This window comes from Streptosporangium jomthongense (assembly GCF_042650425.1).
Taxonomy (GTDB): domain Bacteria; phylum Actinomycetota; class Actinomycetes; order Streptosporangiales; family Streptosporangiaceae; genus Streptosporangium.
This window is the reverse complement of sequence record NZ_JBHSBC010000019.1, coordinates 67,823-82,976: the sequence shown is the minus strand read 5'-3', so window position 1 is coordinate 82,976 and position 15,154 is coordinate 67,823. Positions and strand designations below refer to the sequence as shown.

Annotated in this window: 12 protein-coding genes; 3 read left to right on the top strand and 9 right to left on the bottom strand. The window is 69.8% G+C overall.

Annotated elements, in window-relative coordinates:
- Positions 1 to 521: 521 nt before the first annotated feature.
- From ACFOYY_RS19435 to ACFOYY_RS19415, 5 genes are all read right to left on the bottom strand, one after another.
- Complete coding sequence (locus ACFOYY_RS19435; protein ID WP_386190484.1) at positions 522 to 1,298, bottom strand: M48 family metalloprotease; 777 nt, start codon at positions 1,296 to 1,298, stop codon at positions 522 to 524.
- A 432-nt stretch (positions 1,299 to 1,730) separates the two neighbouring features.
- The gene (gene acnA, locus ACFOYY_RS19430; protein WP_386190483.1) at positions 1,731 to 4,499 is read right to left on the bottom strand and encodes an aconitate hydratase AcnA; all 2,769 of its coding nucleotides are present in this window, start codon (positions 4,497 to 4,499) and stop codon (positions 1,731 to 1,733) included.
- Positions 4,500 to 4,695: 196 nt separating this feature from the next.
- A complete protein-coding gene (locus ACFOYY_RS19425) occupies positions 4,696 to 5,424 on the bottom strand; it encodes a metal-dependent hydrolase (protein ID WP_352016150.1) in 729 nt (242 codons plus the stop codon).
- A 297-nt stretch (positions 5,425 to 5,721) separates the two neighbouring features.
- Complete coding sequence (locus tag ACFOYY_RS19420; protein ID WP_386190482.1) at positions 5,722 to 6,279, bottom strand: hypothetical protein; 558 nt, start codon at positions 6,277 to 6,279, stop codon at positions 5,722 to 5,724.
- Between the two features lie 271 nt (positions 6,280 to 6,550).
- Positions 6,551 to 7,813 carry an MFS transporter gene (locus ACFOYY_RS19415; protein ID WP_386190481.1) on the bottom strand — a complete coding sequence of 421 codons (1,263 nt, stop codon included), beginning with the start codon at positions 7,811 to 7,813 and terminating at the stop codon, positions 6,551 to 6,553.
- 149 nt (positions 7,814 to 7,962) lie between these two features.
- Between ACFOYY_RS19415 and ACFOYY_RS19410 the strand changes: the two genes are divergently transcribed.
- Together ACFOYY_RS19410 and ACFOYY_RS19405 are read left to right on the top strand one after the other, a co-directional pair.
- Positions 7,963 to 8,760, top strand: a complete 798-nt coding sequence (locus tag ACFOYY_RS19410) for a PadR family transcriptional regulator (RefSeq protein WP_352016153.1) — start codon at positions 7,963 to 7,965, stop codon at positions 8,758 to 8,760.
- Positions 8,761 to 8,767: 7 nt separating this feature from the next.
- Positions 8,768 to 9,418: a DUF1707 SHOCT-like domain-containing protein gene (locus ACFOYY_RS19405; RefSeq protein ID WP_362775487.1), complete on the top strand. Its 651-nt coding sequence runs from the start codon at positions 8,768 to 8,770 to the stop codon at positions 9,416 to 9,418.
- Between the two features lie 36 nt (positions 9,419 to 9,454).
- On the opposite strand, the gene mug is transcribed toward ACFOYY_RS19405, so the two are convergent.
- The 4 genes from mug to ACFOYY_RS19385 form a co-directional block, all read right to left on the bottom strand.
- Positions 9,455 to 10,033, bottom strand: a complete 579-nt coding sequence (gene mug, locus ACFOYY_RS19400; RefSeq protein WP_352016155.1) for a G/U mismatch-specific DNA glycosylase — start codon at positions 10,031 to 10,033, stop codon at positions 9,455 to 9,457.
- Between the two features lie 9 nt (positions 10,034 to 10,042).
- Positions 10,043 to 11,452, bottom strand: coding sequence for a sugar porter family MFS transporter (locus tag ACFOYY_RS19395; protein WP_352016156.1), 1,410 nt, complete (start codon positions 11,450 to 11,452; stop codon positions 10,043 to 10,045).
- A 169-nt stretch (positions 11,453 to 11,621) separates the two neighbouring features.
- The gene (locus ACFOYY_RS19390; protein ID WP_352016157.1) at positions 11,622 to 12,794 is read right to left on the bottom strand and encodes a VLRF1 family aeRF1-type release factor; all 1,173 of its coding nucleotides are present in this window, start codon (positions 12,792 to 12,794) and stop codon (positions 11,622 to 11,624) included.
- A gap of 136 nt (positions 12,795 to 12,930) precedes the next feature.
- Positions 12,931 to 13,857: an LLM class F420-dependent oxidoreductase gene (locus ACFOYY_RS19385; RefSeq protein WP_386190480.1), complete on the bottom strand. Its 927-nt coding sequence runs from the start codon at positions 13,855 to 13,857 to the stop codon at positions 12,931 to 12,933.
- Between the two features lie 146 nt (positions 13,858 to 14,003).
- Here ACFOYY_RS19385 and ACFOYY_RS19380 point away from each other — a divergent pair, with 146 nt between their 5' ends.
- On the top strand, positions 14,004 to 15,113 hold the full coding sequence (locus tag ACFOYY_RS19380; RefSeq protein WP_386190479.1) for a hypothetical protein: 1,110 nt from the start codon (positions 14,004 to 14,006) through the stop codon (positions 15,111 to 15,113).
- The last annotated feature ends 41 nt before the right edge of the window (positions 15,114 to 15,154 follow it).

The window sequence follows — 15,154 nt, the reverse complement described above, 5'->3', positions numbered from 1 at the left end:
CATCTGCTTCGGCGTCTCCACCACCCGTCGCGCAACAGGCGCCGTCTGCCCCGCGTATACGGGTTGAGCAGGTAACTGCATCAAGCCGGGAAAAGAAGCAAGCAGTACAAGGGAGACAAAGCGAACCGAATTCGGCCATGACAAAGTACGGCGCATACGCCGTCACCCTCCGGACCATCAATAGGCAGCCCAAAAACCCGCCCCACCAGATCCCAAGCTCGCATAAGGGACAAGGTTGGCGGTTCAGAGCATGCGTCTCGTTAGACCATCAGAAGGTACACATACATCAACAGAACCCGCAAGATCCGCATAAAAAGGAAATAAGGTGATCACCTACACGACATAAGGAAATATCAGATTTCCACATACATGATCACCCAGAGTAATATTTCACCCTCTGGCAAGAAGCCATGGAAACGGTCGGCCCCGAGCACGGAGAGCAGCGCCGATTCCCGTTAAAACGAAGAGCGAAACCCGAATTCCGGTGAATCCTTTGTTTCACGACCGCGAATCCCAGGCCGTCACTCACGGGCCAGGGACTTCAGACCGTTCACCCGCTGGACCAACATGGAATGAGCCGGGCCGGAAGACACCAGGCCGAGGGCGGGGAGCCGGAGGGCCCGCGGCCTCGGGGTCGTGTGGACCTTCACGAGCATGGAGGCGAGCAGGGCGGGGCGGCCCAGTTGTACGGCGGCACCCCGGTCGGCCGCCATTTCCCGGTAACGGCTGAGCGGTCGCAGCGGAAGCCGGGCCAGGGCGATGAGGACACCGGCCACCGCGATGGGCAGCCCCGTCTCGAACAGTTCGCCGAGGCCGCGGCCGGCCCAGGCCAGTGCGATGGCGAACGAGCCGGCCAGGGTCGTCACCGCGACGTCACGGTGACGGATGTGCGCGATCTCGTGGGCCAGCGCCGCGGCGAGTTCGTCGGGTTCCAGGACGCGCAGCAGCCCACTGGTGACGATCAGGGTGGTGTGCCTGCGGGAACGGCCGACGGTGAAGGCGTTGGGGACGGGGTCGAGGCTGATTGCGACACGGGGTTTGGGCAGTCCGCTGAGCGCGCAGAGGCGGTCGAGCGCCGCGTGCAGTTCGGGCTCGCGCTCGGCGTCGACGAACCTGGCCCCCGCGACCCGCCGGGCGAGCCGCTCCGTGCCGAACCACTGCAGCGCGACGGTCAGCGCGGTCAGTACGGCGACGACGGGCGAGGGAACCCCGCACCGCAGGGCGACGGCCACCGGGATCGCGTAGAGCGCACCGAGCAACGCCAGCGAGACGAACATCCGGACGTACAGGCCGCGCATGCCTCTCCTTCCAGCCACGTCGACGTAGCCGGAAGGTCTCCCCTGGTCCGCGCGGACCCTGCCTGACCGGGCGTTGGCCGTACTGACGACCAGGCAGCGTGAGGGTACTCCCCTTCCCCGTTCAGAAGATTGTCCCGACAATCCGCCTTCGAGACAACTCCTTCCGTGAACGACCTCGCTTTTCGAGAGCAGGCCCTGCCCTTTGAGAAACCCTGGAAAGCCCTACGGGGAACCGCTCAGGGAAAATTCCTTCGGAACCGCCTCTTGAAACAGCCGAATGCTTCCGGAACAGCCAGAGCCCTTAGTGAGCACCCCATCACCCTCAGAAACGGTCTCCCCTTGGCGAGAAACGTGCCCGGCGGGAACAGTCCTGAAGAACGAAGAAAGGGCGGGTGAGACCCGTGAAGGTCTCACCCGCCCTTTCCGCAGGTGTTACTTGGCGATCAGGGAGCGCAGGACGTACTGCATGATGCCGCCGTGGCGGTAGTAGTCGGCCTCTCCGGGCGTGTCGATGCGCACGACCGCCTGGAACTCCTTGCCGTCCGCCCTGACCGTCACGGTCCGCGGGATTCCGCCGCCGTTGAGCTCCTCGACACCGACGATGTCGAAGGTCTCCTCACCGGTCAGGCCCAGCGAGTCGACCGTCTCGCCCTCGGGGAACTGCAGCGGAAGCACACCCATGCCGATGAGGTTGGAGCGGTGGATGCGCTCGTAGGACTCGGCGATGACGGCGCGGACGCCGAGCAGCGCGGTGCCCTTGGCCGCCCAGTCACGCGAGGAGCCCGAGCCGTACTCCTTGCCCGCCAGGACGACGAGCGGGACGCCGGCGGCCTGGTAGTTGACCGAGGCGTCGTAGATGAAGGACTGCGGGCCGCCCTCGACGGTGAAGTCACGGGTGTAGCCGCCCTCGACGCCGTTCAGCAGCAGGTTCTTCAGCCGGATGTTGGCGAAGGTGCCGCGGATCATCACCTCGTGGTTGCCGCGGCGGGAGCCGTAGGAGTTGAAGTCCTTGACCTCGACGCCGTTGGCCTTGAGGTAGTCGGCGGCCGGGGTGCCGACCTTGATGGAACCCGCCGGGGAGATGTGGTCGGTGGTGACCGAGTCGCCCAGCTTGGCCAGGACCTTGGCGCCCGTGATGTCGGTGACGGGGTCCGGCTCCTGCGGCATGCCGTCGAAGTAGGGGGCCTTGCGGACGTAGGTCGAGGCCGGGTCCCACTCGAAGGTGTCGCCGGTCGGGATCGGCAGTGACTGCCAGGCCTCGTCGCCCTTGAACACGTCGGCGTAGTCACGCAGGAACATGTCCTGGTCGATGGAGGAGGCCACGACCGCGGAGACGTCCTCGGGCGAGGGCCAGATGTCGGCGAGGAAGACGGGCTCGCCGTCCACGCCGGTGCCCAGCGGCTCGTTGTTCAGGTCGATGTCCATGGTGCCCGCGAGGGCGTAGGCGACGACCAGCGGCGGCGAGGCCAGGTAGTTCATCTTGACGTCGGGGTTGATGCGGCCCTCGAAGTTGCGGTTGCCGGACAGCACCGCGGTGACCGCCAGGTCGTTGGCCTGGATGGCGGCGGAGATCTCCTCCTGCAGCGGGCCGGAGTTGCCGATACAGGTGGTGCACCCGTAGCCGACCAGGTTGAACCCGATCTTGTCGAGGTACGGCTGCAGCCCGGAGCGCTCGAAGTAGCCGGTCACGACCTGGGAGCCGGGGGCCAGGGAGGTCTTCACCCACGGCTTGCGGGTCAGGCCCTTGTCCACCGCGTTCTTCGCCAGCAGGGCGGCGCCCATCATGACGTACGGGTTGGAGGTGTTGGTGCAGCTGGTGATGGCCGCGATCGTGACGACGCCGTGGTCGATCTCGAAGCTCGTGCCGTCGGACAGGGTGACCTCGACGGGCCGGTGCGGACGCTCGCCGTTGAGCCCGGCGGCGTGCGGCTTGTCGCCGTTGCCGTCGTGGCCGATCGCCGGGGAGTCGGAGGCGGGGAAGGACTCGGCGGAGGCCTCGTCGACCGGCCCCTGGATGCTGGGGGCGTAATCCTTGACGGCCGCCCGCCAGGCCCGCTTGGCGTCGGACAGCGCGATGCGGTCCTGCGGGCGCTTGGGACCGGCGATCGACGGGACGACCGTGGCCAGGTCGAGCTCGATGTACTCGGAGAAGACCGGCTCGGGGGCGGACGGGTCGAGCCACAGGCCCTGGGCCTTGGCGTAGGCCTCGACCAGCGCGACCTGCTCCTCGGAGCGGCCGGTGAGCCGCAGGTAGCTGACCGTCTCGCCGTCGATCGGGAAGATGGCGCAGGTCGAGCCGAACTCGGGGCTCATGTTGCCGATGGTGGCACGGTTGGCCAGCGGCACGCTGGAGACGCCCTCGCCGTAGAACTCGACGAACTTGCCGACGACGCCGTGCTTGCGCAGCATCTCGGTGATCGTGAGGACCAGGTCGGTCGCGGTGGCGCCCGCGGGGAGCTTGCCGGTGAGCTTGAAGCCGACCACGCGCGGGATGAGCATGGAGATCGGCTGGCCGAGCATCGCGGCCTCGGCCTCGATGCCGCCGACACCCCAGCCGAGAACGCCGATGCCGTTCTCCATGGTGGTGTGGGAGTCGGTGCCGACGCAGGTGTCCGGGTAGGCCTTCCCGTCGCGGATCATCACGACGCGGGCGAGGTGCTCGATGTTCACCTGGTGCACGATGCCGGTGCCCGGCGGGACGACCTTGAACTCGTCGAAGGCGGTCTGGCCCCAGCGCAGGAACTGGTAACGCTCGCGGTTGCGCTCGTACTCCCGGTCCACGTTGCGCTGGAAGGAGTCGGGGCCGCCGAAGAAGTCGACGATCACGGAGTGGTCGATGACCATCTCCGCGGGGGCCAGCGGGTTGATCCTGGCGGCGTCGCCGCCGAGCTCGCGCACGGCCTCACGCATGGTGGCCAGGTCCACGACGCAGGGCACACCGGTGAAGTCCTGCATGATCACGCGGGCCGGGGTGAACTGGATCTCCACGCTGGGCGCGGCGGACGGGTCCCACTGGCCGAGGGCCTGGATGTGGCCGGCGGTGATGTTGGCGCCGTCCTCGGTGCGGAGCAGGTTCTCCAAGAGGATCTTCAGGCTGTACGGGAGGCGCCCCGACCCCTCGACGGCGTCCAGCCGGTAGATCTCGTATTCCGCGTCTCCGACGCGGAGCGTGTCACGGCTGCCGAAGCTGTTCGCGGACACGGTTCGCCTCCCTTGTCACCCTGTGTTGTCTGAAGCACCCACACGAAAAGGGCGCAACTGAATCCTGCCGCACCGCCGGATCGCCTCATTCGGTTAGGTATGCCTAACCAGCAGGACGTCCATCAGGTTGCAGCGGTTGTCTCGATATCAAGATATATGGGCATGTATCTCGATATCAAGTTACTCACGGGTATGGTCAAGGTTGGACAAGACGGAAGTAGAGCAGGCCCAGGACGACCACCGAGAGCACCGGGGCGAGGAACTTCTGCTCGAAGGCGCGGCCCGTCTTGATGCCTATCTTCCAGGGCAGCAGCCAGCGCTGACGCAACGGCCACAGCACCGGGCAGCCCTTTTCCGTGCAGCAGTCTCCCACGACGTGCACCAGGCAGCCGACCGCGACCGCCACCCCCAGCCAGGCGTACCCCACGTTCTCATTGCGGAAGACCACGAACAGCCCGAAGGTCAGGCCGATGTTGACCATCGCGGAGGCGACCTTCTTGCCCGGGACGCCGATGCCGATGGCCCGCAACGCCAGGCCGATGAGCAGCACGACGAGGATGTCCCTGCCGATCGGATAGGTGTTGGCCAGGTAGTGCGCCCCGAACCCGACGGCGACCGCGAACAGCAGCGAGTGGGTGGCGTGCCGGTGCCCCCCGCTCAGCCACGAGACGGCCTTGCTCAGCCCCCAGGTGACCGGGCCGAAGGTCTGGGCGATCGTCGCGCTCGGGTGGTCCAGGTCCGGCAGCATCGCGGCCCCGGCGCAGACCAGCGTCCCGGCGATGAACTCCGCCGGGGTGAGCGCGTGCACCATGACCCCGGTCTCGATGAACCTGGAGGACTCGGTGAGCAGCGGCAGGGCCGCCAGCGTCGGCGCAACTCCCAGCCACGCCACCGCCCCCGTCAGCGCGTGCGTGTGCCCCATCATCGGCCAAACACTCCCATCAAGATCACTTTGATCGACTGTACGGCAAAGCCCGCCCAAACAGAGGATCAAGTCATTCTTCATCGTCGGCGTGTCGGCCGTAAGTGCTCGATGGGAAACATACGCGCGACCGGAGCAGGGCGGAGCGGCTTCGAACCACTCCCCCGGATCCGTCCGCATGAGGGCCGTACCGGCCACGCGCGCCGGCAGGTCCTCCAGGGGCCTCATCGCCGCCCCTGATCCCGGACCCACGAAGGGGCGCCCCTACCCGAGAGGACGCCCGCCGTGATCGCCCGGAGCTCAGCCGAGGGGGCGCCCGCCGTTCCGGTCGTCGGCCCTGTCATACCCGCCGTGACTTCTCCGGCCGGACCGGTCACCGCTCCATGACCGATCGCCGCCTCGGGAGCGGTCGTATCCACGGTCGGCGAACCGTCCGGTACCCCGGCCGCCGCGCCGCGCGCCCGCCCTGCCGCCGGAGCCCTCGAACGTCCATCTCCTGGAACGCGTTCCTCCGTGTGGCCCGCCCCTGGCGTGTGCCCCGTCGAGTTCACCGGCCCGCCGGGTGTTCCGCCCCGCCCGGTGCTTCCTCGACCATCCGGCCTGCCACTCGTCGGCCCACTCGGTACCCGCGGAACGCCTGCTCCCCCGGTCGTGTCCCCATCGCCAGCCGCGTCGGCCGGCTCCCGGGTTCGCCCGTCCGGTGGCCCGCCTTCCGGCGTGCTCACCGGCCGGGGGCCCCTGCCGTCCGACCGTCCAGCCGGTGGAGCTGTCGTGCCCCGGTTTCGAGTGCTGCTGCGTGGCTCCCACGGCCGCGATCCCCACGAGTACGGCCAGCAGTCCGGCGCGCATCATGTCCATTGGTCTCTCCCCCTGGTCCGTCCGATCTTCAGGGGGCAGATCTCCACAGACGTTCTACCCGGGGGCCGGGAACGGCTAACGGACGCGAGAAGGGACGCGAGGCCACGCATGAGAAGGGCGACCCGGGGGAAGATCTCCCTCAGGCCGCCCGTTTCTCCACAAACGACAGACGGGACCGTTCCGTGCCGAAAGCACCCCCCAGCCCTTCCGGCGCGGAACGAATCCCGTCTATGTCCTTTGTAACGTGCAGGTCTCAGGAGTTGTTCCAATTTCAGCCGGGAATTACGTGATCTATCTCACTTTCTCGTCTCGCAGCCGAGAGTTCGCCCTCCGTGACGGTCCGCAGGAAGGGCACGACCGGCACGACGGCCAGTACGGCGAAGCCCGCGAAGGCGGCTCTCACCCCCGCCAGTTCGGCGAGCAGCCCGGCCAGTCCGGCACCGACGGGCAGGGTTCCCCAGCTCAGCAGGCGTGAGGCGGCCGAGTAGCGTCCCAGCAGGTGGTCGGGGACGATCAGCTGCGCCAGGGTGCGGCTGTTGACCGTCCAGAGCGTGCCTCCCATGCCGCCCAGGAACGCGGCCGCGCCCACCGCCCAGGCCTGGGGAAGGGCCGCGGGGACGACCATCATCAGGATCGTGCCGACGAGGTCGAGGAACAGCGCCCACCGCACACCGAGCAGGCGGTTGACCGGGCCGGTGAGCACCGCGCCGGCCAGGCCGCCGACGCCGATCGAGCCGAGCAGCAGGCCGTACGCGGCGGGGTCGAGGCCGAGGGTCCGCACGGCGTAGGAGGGCAGCAGGGCCAGCCAGGCGCTCCAGCAGGCCACGAGCACCGCGATGGTCAGTGACATCGTGCGCAGCAGGCGGTGCCGCCACAGGAAGGCGAGCCCCTCGACCATCTCCCCCCGCACCCCGCTGGGTCGCGTGGCCGTACCGGCCGGGCGGGCGACGCGGAAGCGGCCCGCGAGCAGGGCGAGCAGTACGGCTCCGAGCGCGAAGGCCCCGGCGGAGGAGCCGAGTGCGAAGGCGGCGCCGACACCGGTCAGCAGGCCGCCGACGGCCGGTCCGGCGAACTCGTTCGCCACGGTCTCCGCGCCCGCGATCCAGGCGTTGGCCCGGCCGAGCCGTTGCCTGGGCACCGCGGCGGGGACCAGGGCGCCGACCGCGGAGTTCGCGACGACCTCGGCCAGGCCGATCAGGACTCCCGACAGGTAGAGCAGTGGCAGGGTCAGCGCCTCCGCCGTGACCGCGGCCAGCAGGGCGAGCGCGACCGCGAGCCTGACCAGGTTGGCCAGGGCGGCCAGGCGTCTGCGGTCGCCCCGGTCGACGAGCACGCCCACGTGGAGGGAGGCCAGCAGCCACGGCAGCGTCAGGGTCAGCCCGACCCCGGCGACCAGGCCGGGCGAGTCGGTCAGCTCGACGGCGAGCAGGGGGAGCGCGATCTTGGCCACCCCGTCGGCGAGGTTGGTCGCGACGGTGAAACCGATGAGCACCGTTTCGTTGCGCCGCGGCGCCCGTTCCGCGCAAGTCATCATCAGCTAACCCCCAAAACACTTTAGAAGGTTACAGGGTAGCCCTGAAGCCCGAGATGCGAAATCAGGGGTTGTTCTTAGAACGCTCTCGATATATCTTTGACACATCAAGAGCGGTCGGAGGACGATCGCCGAGAACAGGGGGTACCGACATGTCGGCGGAAGCGATGGGAGGCTGGGCCTCGGGGGCCGTGCCGCACGAGATCAGGCGCGAGATGAGGCGCGCCGCCAGGGAGGTCTTCAGGGGCATGGCCACCGCCTGGCACCACGACGGCCCGGGCCCGCGCGAGCACGGCCCGCATGCCTTCGGGCCGCACGAGCACCACCACAGGGAGCACAGGGAGCACGGAGAGCGCCGGGAGCACAGGGAGCGCGGTGGCCGCCGCGGCGGGCCGTTCCCCGGTGGCCCCTTCCCCTGGGACTTCGGCAGGGGCGGTCCGTTCGGGCGAGGGGGCCCGTTCGGCGGGGGCGGCCCCTTCGGGCGGGGGCGCAAGGCGAAGCGGGGCGACGTCCGCGCCGCGATCCTCGCGCTGCTCTCCGAGGAGCCGCGCAACGGCTACCAGATCATCCAGGAGATCGCCAAGCGCAGCCAGGGGGGCTGGAAGCCCAGTCCCGGCGCGGTCTACCCGGCGCTCCAGCAGCTCACCGACGAGGGCCTCGTCCTGTCCGAGGAGACCGACGGGCGCAAGTCCTTCCAGCTCACCGAGGCGGGCAGAGCCTATGTCGCCGAGCATCAGGAGGAGCTGCGCGCGCCGTGGGAGGAGATGACCCCCGATCTCGGGGAGAGTTCCTGGGAACTGATGGATCTGGCCCGCCAGTCAGCCGTCGCTCTCTTCCAGGTCTTGCAGAATGGCAGTGAGGCGCAGATCCGCCAGGCCCGGCAGATCATGATCGACACGCGCCGCAAGCTCTACCAGATCCTGGCAGACGGCGAACCCGGCGAGGAGTGATCCCACGATGACGTTTCCCGACGATCTCCGCATCGGAGACGCCGAACGCGACGCCGCCACGGAGTCCCTGCGTGAGCACTACGCGCAGGGCAGGCTGAACCACGAGGAGTTCGAGGAACGCCTCGACGTGATCATGACGGCGCGTACAGGTCGTGATCTGGCCCGCGCGGGCGCCGACCTGCCCGACCTGCCCGGCATGTACGGCTTCGGCGCCACCGAGAACGGCGGCCACGGCGCCGTCGCGGAGGGTGGCGGGGAGCGGTGGGACCATCACTCATGGGACCAGCGGGAGTGGCGCAGGCAGTGGCGCGATCAGTGGCGTGAGGCCCGCAGGCTCCACCGGCACGCCCATCACGGCTGGTCCCACTCCGGTCAGTGGCAGCGGCAATGGCAGCAGCAGTGGAACGAGCAGTGGCGGAACCAGGCGGCACTGCAGCGGCTGACCGCCCAGCGGTGGGCCGCGGCCCGGCATCACCGGCCGGGGCACCACCGGGGCGGGGGCGCGTTCGTGCCGGTGCTGATCGGGGTGGTCGCCCTGACGGCGATCATGGGGTTCGGCGTCTTCAAGATCCTGTTCCTGGCCTGGATCGTGATGGCCGTGGCGGGCGTGTTGCACCGCAAGCACTGGCACCACCGGATGGGCCACGGCCGTAGGTGAATCCCCTGGCCCGGCCCCTTCCGCCCACGGGAGGGGTCAGGCCAGAGACTCCCTCAGCAACCGCAGCTCTCCGGCTATCCGGTCCAGCGTCCAGTGGGCGTTCAGCCCGCTGGGGTTGGGCAGCACCCACACGGCCGTCTCGCCGATGCGTCTGTCCTGCGGCCCGATCACCGCGCCGCGCTCGGCGAAGGCCGTCCGGTAGGCGGTGACGCCCAGGACGGCCAGCACCTTCGGCCTGACCTCGGCGACCAGCCCGGCCAGCCGTACCCCTCCCTCACGGAACTCCTCGGCGGACAGCTCCGCCGCCTGGGCCGTGGCCCGCGCGACCACGTTGGTGATCCCGAGGCCGTAGGAGGGCAGTTCCCACTGCTGAGCGGGGGCCAGCAGCCTGGGGGTGAAACCCGACAGGTGCAGCGCCGGCCAGAAGCGGTTGCCGGGCCTGGCGAAGTGGTGACCGGTCACCGCGGAGTACAGACCGGGGTTGATGCCGCAGAACAGCACCTCGATCGAGGGGCCGAGCACGTCGTCGACGGTCAGGTCGGCCGCGGCGGCCAGCTCGGCCTTCGTCGGCCTCGGCGGCTTCGCCGATGGCGGGGTTTCCGGGACCGGGGGCACGGGACGAACCTAACCCATCTCCTCCAGTTTCCTGCCCTTGGTCTCACGCACCTTGAACAGCACGAAGAAGAAGGAGAGCACGGCGAAGAAGGCGTATCCCACGTAGGCGCCCGCGAGACTCCACTCGGCCAGGGACGGGAACGAGACGGTGATCAGCCAGTTGGCCACCCACTGGGCGGCGGCGGCCACGGACAGCGCGGCCGCCCTGATCCTGTTGGGGAACATCTCTCCCAGCAACACCCAGACCACGACACCCCACGACAGCGCGAAGAACAGCACGAACACGTGCGCGGCGACCAGGGCGACGGTCCCCTGCGCCGACGGCAGCCGTACGGTGTCGCCGATGTGGACGCCCGCGCTGAAGGCCCACGCGGCGACGGCGAGGGCGACCGCCATGCCCGCGGAGCCGATCAGCAGCAGCGGCCTGCGGCCGATCCGGTCGACCAGCGCGATGGCGATGAACGTGCCGACGATGTTGATGATCGAGGTGGAGAAGCTGATCAGCAGCGAGTCGCTCTGGTTGATGCCGACCGACTGCCACAACGACGCCGAGTAGTAGAAGATGACGTTGATTCCGACGAACTGCTGGAACACCGAGAGCAGGATGCCGATCCAGACGATCGGCAGCAGGCCGAACGCCGGGCCGCGCAGGTCGCTGAGCCGGGGCCGGTGCTCCAGGCGCAGTGAGGCCTGGATCTCCTTGAGCCGTTCCTCAAGGTCGGTCCTTTCCCCCTCGACCTCCTTGAGCACCCGGCGCGCCATCTCCGTCCTGCCGATGGCGACGAGGAACCTCGGAGACTCGGGGATGATCGTCGAGAAGAGCAGATAGAGCAGGGCGGGCACCAGGCAGGCGCCCAGCATCCACTGCCAGGCCTGCAGGCCGAGCAGCCTGTTGTTGACGTCTCCCCCGGCGAGTTGCGCGATCGCGAAGTTGACCAGCTGGGAGACCGCGATGCCCAGCACGATCGCGAGCTGCTGGAAGGAACCCAGACGCCCCCGGTAGGCGGGCGGCGCGACCTCGGCGATGTAGGCGGGGCCGATCACCGAGGCCATGCCGATGCCGACGCCGGCGAGCACCCGCCACAGGGCCAGGTCCCAGATCGCGAACGGCAGCGCCTGGCCGAGGGAGCTGACCGCGAACAACAGCGCGGCCACCTGCATCGTCCTGGTGCGTCCCCAGCGGTCGGCGATGCGCCCGGCGATCCACGCGCCCAGCGCCGAGCCGAGCAGCGCGATCGCGACGACGAACCCGATCTGGACGGGACCGACCTGGAAGTGCTTCTGGATGCCGGTCACAGCGCCGTTGATGACCGCGCTGTCGTAGCCGAAGAGGAACCCGCCGATGGCGGCCGCGGCGGTGATGAAGACGACGTGCCCGAGGTTCTCTTTGGGGGTGCCCGAAGGGGTGGTACCGACCATGACAGTCCTTTCCCCGAAACCCATGTGCCTAACGGGCCGCCCCGCGATGCCCCCTCGCCTTCTGAACCTGCCCTGAACTGCGGAAACATTCCTGTCCTGAGTCTCTCACGCCGCCCTCGCACGCCGGCGGCGCGACTCACCCGGCCCCCTCACGGCCCGCCCGTACGGCTCACCAGCGCAGGATCGCGGCCACCCCGCCGGACTCGGCGAGGTCCTGTGCGGCCTCTCCGTCCAGCACGATCACCTCGGCGTCGATGTCGAGGGCGCGTTCGATCATGCGTTCCCCCATCGTGGGATCGGGCACGACCTCCTCCCCCGGTTCGCCCCGCGGGACGTCTCCCCGGGCGTAGAGCCGCCCGTCCTCCGTACGGCCGCCGTCCCACTCGCCGGACTCGTTCAGCAGCAGCTGTGCCACCCGGCTGTCGTTCAGCGCGCCGAGCGTCGCCTCAAGGCCCAGGGCGCCGGGACCGCCGGACAGGGCGGCGTCCCTGGCCCGCTCGGTCAGCTCGACGCCGTGCCGGGTGCGGGCGGCCCTCAGCTGCGGCTCGACGTACTCGGCGAGCTTGGCCGGGGGCAGCGAGTCGACGACCGCGTCGACCTGGAGAACGTCCCCGCCGACCAGGGGCGCGACGATCTCGGTCAGCTGGACGTCGCCGAGGAGAACGACCGTCTGCCAGCCGCGCCGCCTGGCCTCCTCGGCCACTCCCGGAGCCGCGGCGCGCAGCTGCCGGGTGAGGTTCTCCTCGACGCGGCGTTCGAACTTGTCGCGGTGCGTCGCGGCCGACCTGGCGAGTTCCGCGGTGGCCGGGCCGCGCATCTGCTTCCACTCCTCCACGGGGATCTCGAAGGAGGTACCGCCCAGGTCCTCGGTCAGGCCGTACCGGTAGTCGATCATCTTCAGGCCGTCCCTGGAGAGCACGACGAGACCCGCGGGAGGCGCGGCCTCGACAGCGTTGACCAGCGGGCGCACGTACGCCGTCGACTCCATGACGATCTGGTCGGCGACCGGCACCTGGAAGGAGAACGACCGCGCCCGGCCGTCGCCGACCGGTGCGAACATGACGCGTCCCAGGCCTGACTCCGTCGGGTCGAGCAGCTGCTCGAAGTCCGTCTCCAGTTCGTCGAGCCGGTTCAGCAGGGCCGTCCGCCGTTCTCTGTCCCTGACGGCCGTCATCTGCTCCCGCAGCTCCGACAGCTCGTTGCCGAAGCGGATCCGCCAGGCGGGTTTGACCGCCGCCTCCTCCTGCGGGGAGGCGGTCACGTAGAACGACAGCACCCCCAGCTCGTCGTGCATGGAGACGACCTCCCGCAGAGCTGCACGGCCGAATCGCTCGAATTCCACGGCGCCTCCCCTGATGGTCGGGTTCTCACCACAGTAAGGAGAGATACGGGAGGGATATGGGACGCATCGTGGAATATGCCCTTCCGCTGCGCGTGTCTTTACCCGGGCGCCGGGCGCCCGGCGTCCGGCGCCCGGTCTACACCCCGGGCAGGACCTCGGCGGCGATCAGTTCGAGCTGTTCAAGGTCCGACAGGTCCATGACCTGCAGGTAGACCCGCTCGACGCCCAGCTCGGCGAACTCCCCGATCTTGGCGACCACCTCGGCCGGGGTACCCGCCAGGCCGCTGGCCCGCAGCGCGTCCAGCTCCTGGCCCGCGGCCCGGGCGCGGCGCGCGATCTCTGCCTCGCCGGTGCCGACGGCCACGGTCTGCGCGACGGAGAAGACGATCGGCCGGTCGCGTCCCTCCTCCTCACAGGCCCTCCTGACCCGGCCGAAGGCGGCGGCGCTGTCCTGCGGGGTGTGGAAGGGGACGTTGTACTCGTCGGCGAACCGCGCGGCCAGGAGCGGGGTGCGCCTGGCGCCGAACCCGCCGATGATGATCGGCGGCCTGGGGGTCTGCTCGGGCTTGGGCAGCGCGGGTGAGTCCGCGAGCCGGTAGTGGGCCCCCTCGAAGGAGAACGTCTCCCCGACCGGCGTGCCCCAGAGCCCGGTCAGGATCTCCAACTGCTCCTCGAAACGGGCGAAGCGCTCGCCGAGCGGCGGGAAGGGGATCCCGTACGCGACGTGCTCGGCGTCGAACCAGCCGGTGCCCAGGCCCAGCTCGACCCGGCCGCCGCTCATCCGGTCCACCTGGGCCACGCTGATCGCCAGCGCGCCGGGATACCTGAAGGTGGCGGGGGTGACCAGGGTGCCGAGCCTGATCGTGGAGGTCTCCCTGGCCAGGCCCGCGAGGGTCACCCAGGCGTCGGTCGAGCCGGGGCCGGGGTCGCCGGGGCCGATCCGCTGGTAGTGGTCGGAACGGAAGAAGGCGTCGAAGCCCAGTCGCTCCGCGGTCCGCGCGACCGTCAGGAGCTCGTCGTATGTGGCGCCCTGCTGCGGTTCGGTGAAGATCCTCAACTTCATGAACATCATTATCCGGGCACTACGGACGCCGTCCATGGAAACACAACGGCGTGGCGGAACACTTGCTACCGTTCATTCTTCGGTGCGCAAAGTGACCGTACAGGCACCTATCGCAACCGTTCTGTGCCGTCGAGGAGGGAGATCCCATGCCGGTGGCGACAGAGTCGGCGACCGGGCCGGAGGCAGGTCCTGAGCCCGGAGCCACCACCCGCCGCGTCCGCGAACCCGGCACTCCGCCGCGTTCCCTCGTCGCGCTCGCCTCCCTGGCCCTCGCCGCGGGGACGGGCGCCGCCCTCTGGGTGCTGCCCGGCGGGGCCGTACGGCCCGCGCGGGCCCAGCGACCGGTCGCTCCCCCGCCCGTCCCGGTCCCCACCCCGCTCGCCTCGGCCCCCGTCCCGTCTCCCGCCGGGCGGCCCGGTCCCGTCGCACGCCCCTCGGGGTTCGTGACGTTCGTCGACGCCGCCAGGAACCCGTCGTTCACGGCGCCGTTCACGCCCCCGGGGCCGTCCGCGCCCGGCCGGGTGCACTGGTTCACCCTGGGACACCTCACCGCGGGCGAGGACGGCTGCACGCCCGAGTGGAACGGGCGGGACCCGGGTCTGTCACCCGCCGGACGCCTGGAGCGCCTGCGGGCCTCCGGCGGCGAGGCGGGACTCGTCTTCGGCGGTCCCGGAGGCAGGGAACTGGCCGCCACCTGCGCCGACCTCGGGCGCCTCACCGACGCCTACCGGCGCGCGGTGAACGCCTCAGGCGCGGGCTACGTCGACTTCGAACTCGGCGGAGGCGACAACGAGGCGACCGTCCTGCGCCGCGCGGCGGCCATCGCGTCCCTGCAGCGTGAGGCCGCCGCGGCGGGCGGGACCCTCACGGTGAGCTTCACCCTGCCCGCGAACGGCGACGGTCTCAGCCTCGCCGACCAGCGGATGCTCAGGGTCACCCGGAAGCACGGGGCCGAGGTCTCCGCGGTCAATCTCCTGGTCCCGATCCGGAGCGGTCCCGGGCGTCGCTCCCGGCTGCGGCCGATCGCCGAGGCCGTACGGGCGGCCCATCCCCAGGTCGTCAGGTCCCTGGGCAGGACGGGCACGGGGCACCGGATCGCCCTGTCCCCGTTCCTGAGCGGCGCGAAGGACCTGACCTCCGCCGACGCCCGCAAACTGGTCGCCTTCAGCGCCCGCGAGGGGATGGCCTGGCTGTCCACCAGGGGAGCCGCCCCCTCCTGGCGCGTGTCCCGCCTGCTGGCGGGCCTGGCCCACTAGACAGACACCCCACATGGGGTTATACATGCGCCGCAGTCCTC

What these genes read in the sequence shown, in the direction of transcription:
- ACFOYY_RS19435 (WP_386190484.1), bottom strand. Translation starts at nt 1,298, where the DNA reads ATGCGCGGCCTGTACGTCCGGATGTTCGTCTCGCTGGCGTTGCTCGGT.
- ACFOYY_RS19425 (WP_352016150.1), bottom strand. Translation starts at nt 5,424, where the DNA reads ATGATGGGGCACACGCACGCGCTGACGGGGGCGGTGGCGTGGCTGGGA.
- ACFOYY_RS19420 (WP_386190482.1), bottom strand. Translation starts at nt 6,279, where the DNA reads ATGGACATGATGCGCGCCGGACTGCTGGCCGTACTCGTGGGGATCGCG.
- ACFOYY_RS19415 (WP_386190481.1), bottom strand. Translation starts at nt 7,813, where the DNA reads ATGATGACTTGCGCGGAACGGGCGCCGCGGCGCAACGAAACGGTGCTC.
- ACFOYY_RS19410 (WP_352016153.1), top strand. Translation starts at nt 7,963, where the DNA reads ATGTCGGCGGAAGCGATGGGAGGCTGGGCCTCGGGGGCCGTGCCGCAC.
- ACFOYY_RS19405 (WP_362775487.1), top strand. Translation starts at nt 8,768, where the DNA reads ATGACGTTTCCCGACGATCTCCGCATCGGAGACGCCGAACGCGACGCC.
- ACFOYY_RS19395 (WP_352016156.1), bottom strand. Translation starts at nt 11,452, where the DNA reads ATGGTCGGTACCACCCCTTCGGGCACCCCCAAAGAGAACCTCGGGCAC.
- ACFOYY_RS19385 (WP_386190480.1), bottom strand. Translation starts at nt 13,857, where the DNA reads ATGAAGTTGAGGATCTTCACCGAACCGCAGCAGGGCGCCACATACGAC.
- ACFOYY_RS19380 (WP_386190479.1), top strand. Translation starts at nt 14,004, where the DNA reads ATGCCGGTGGCGACAGAGTCGGCGACCGGGCCGGAGGCAGGTCCTGAG.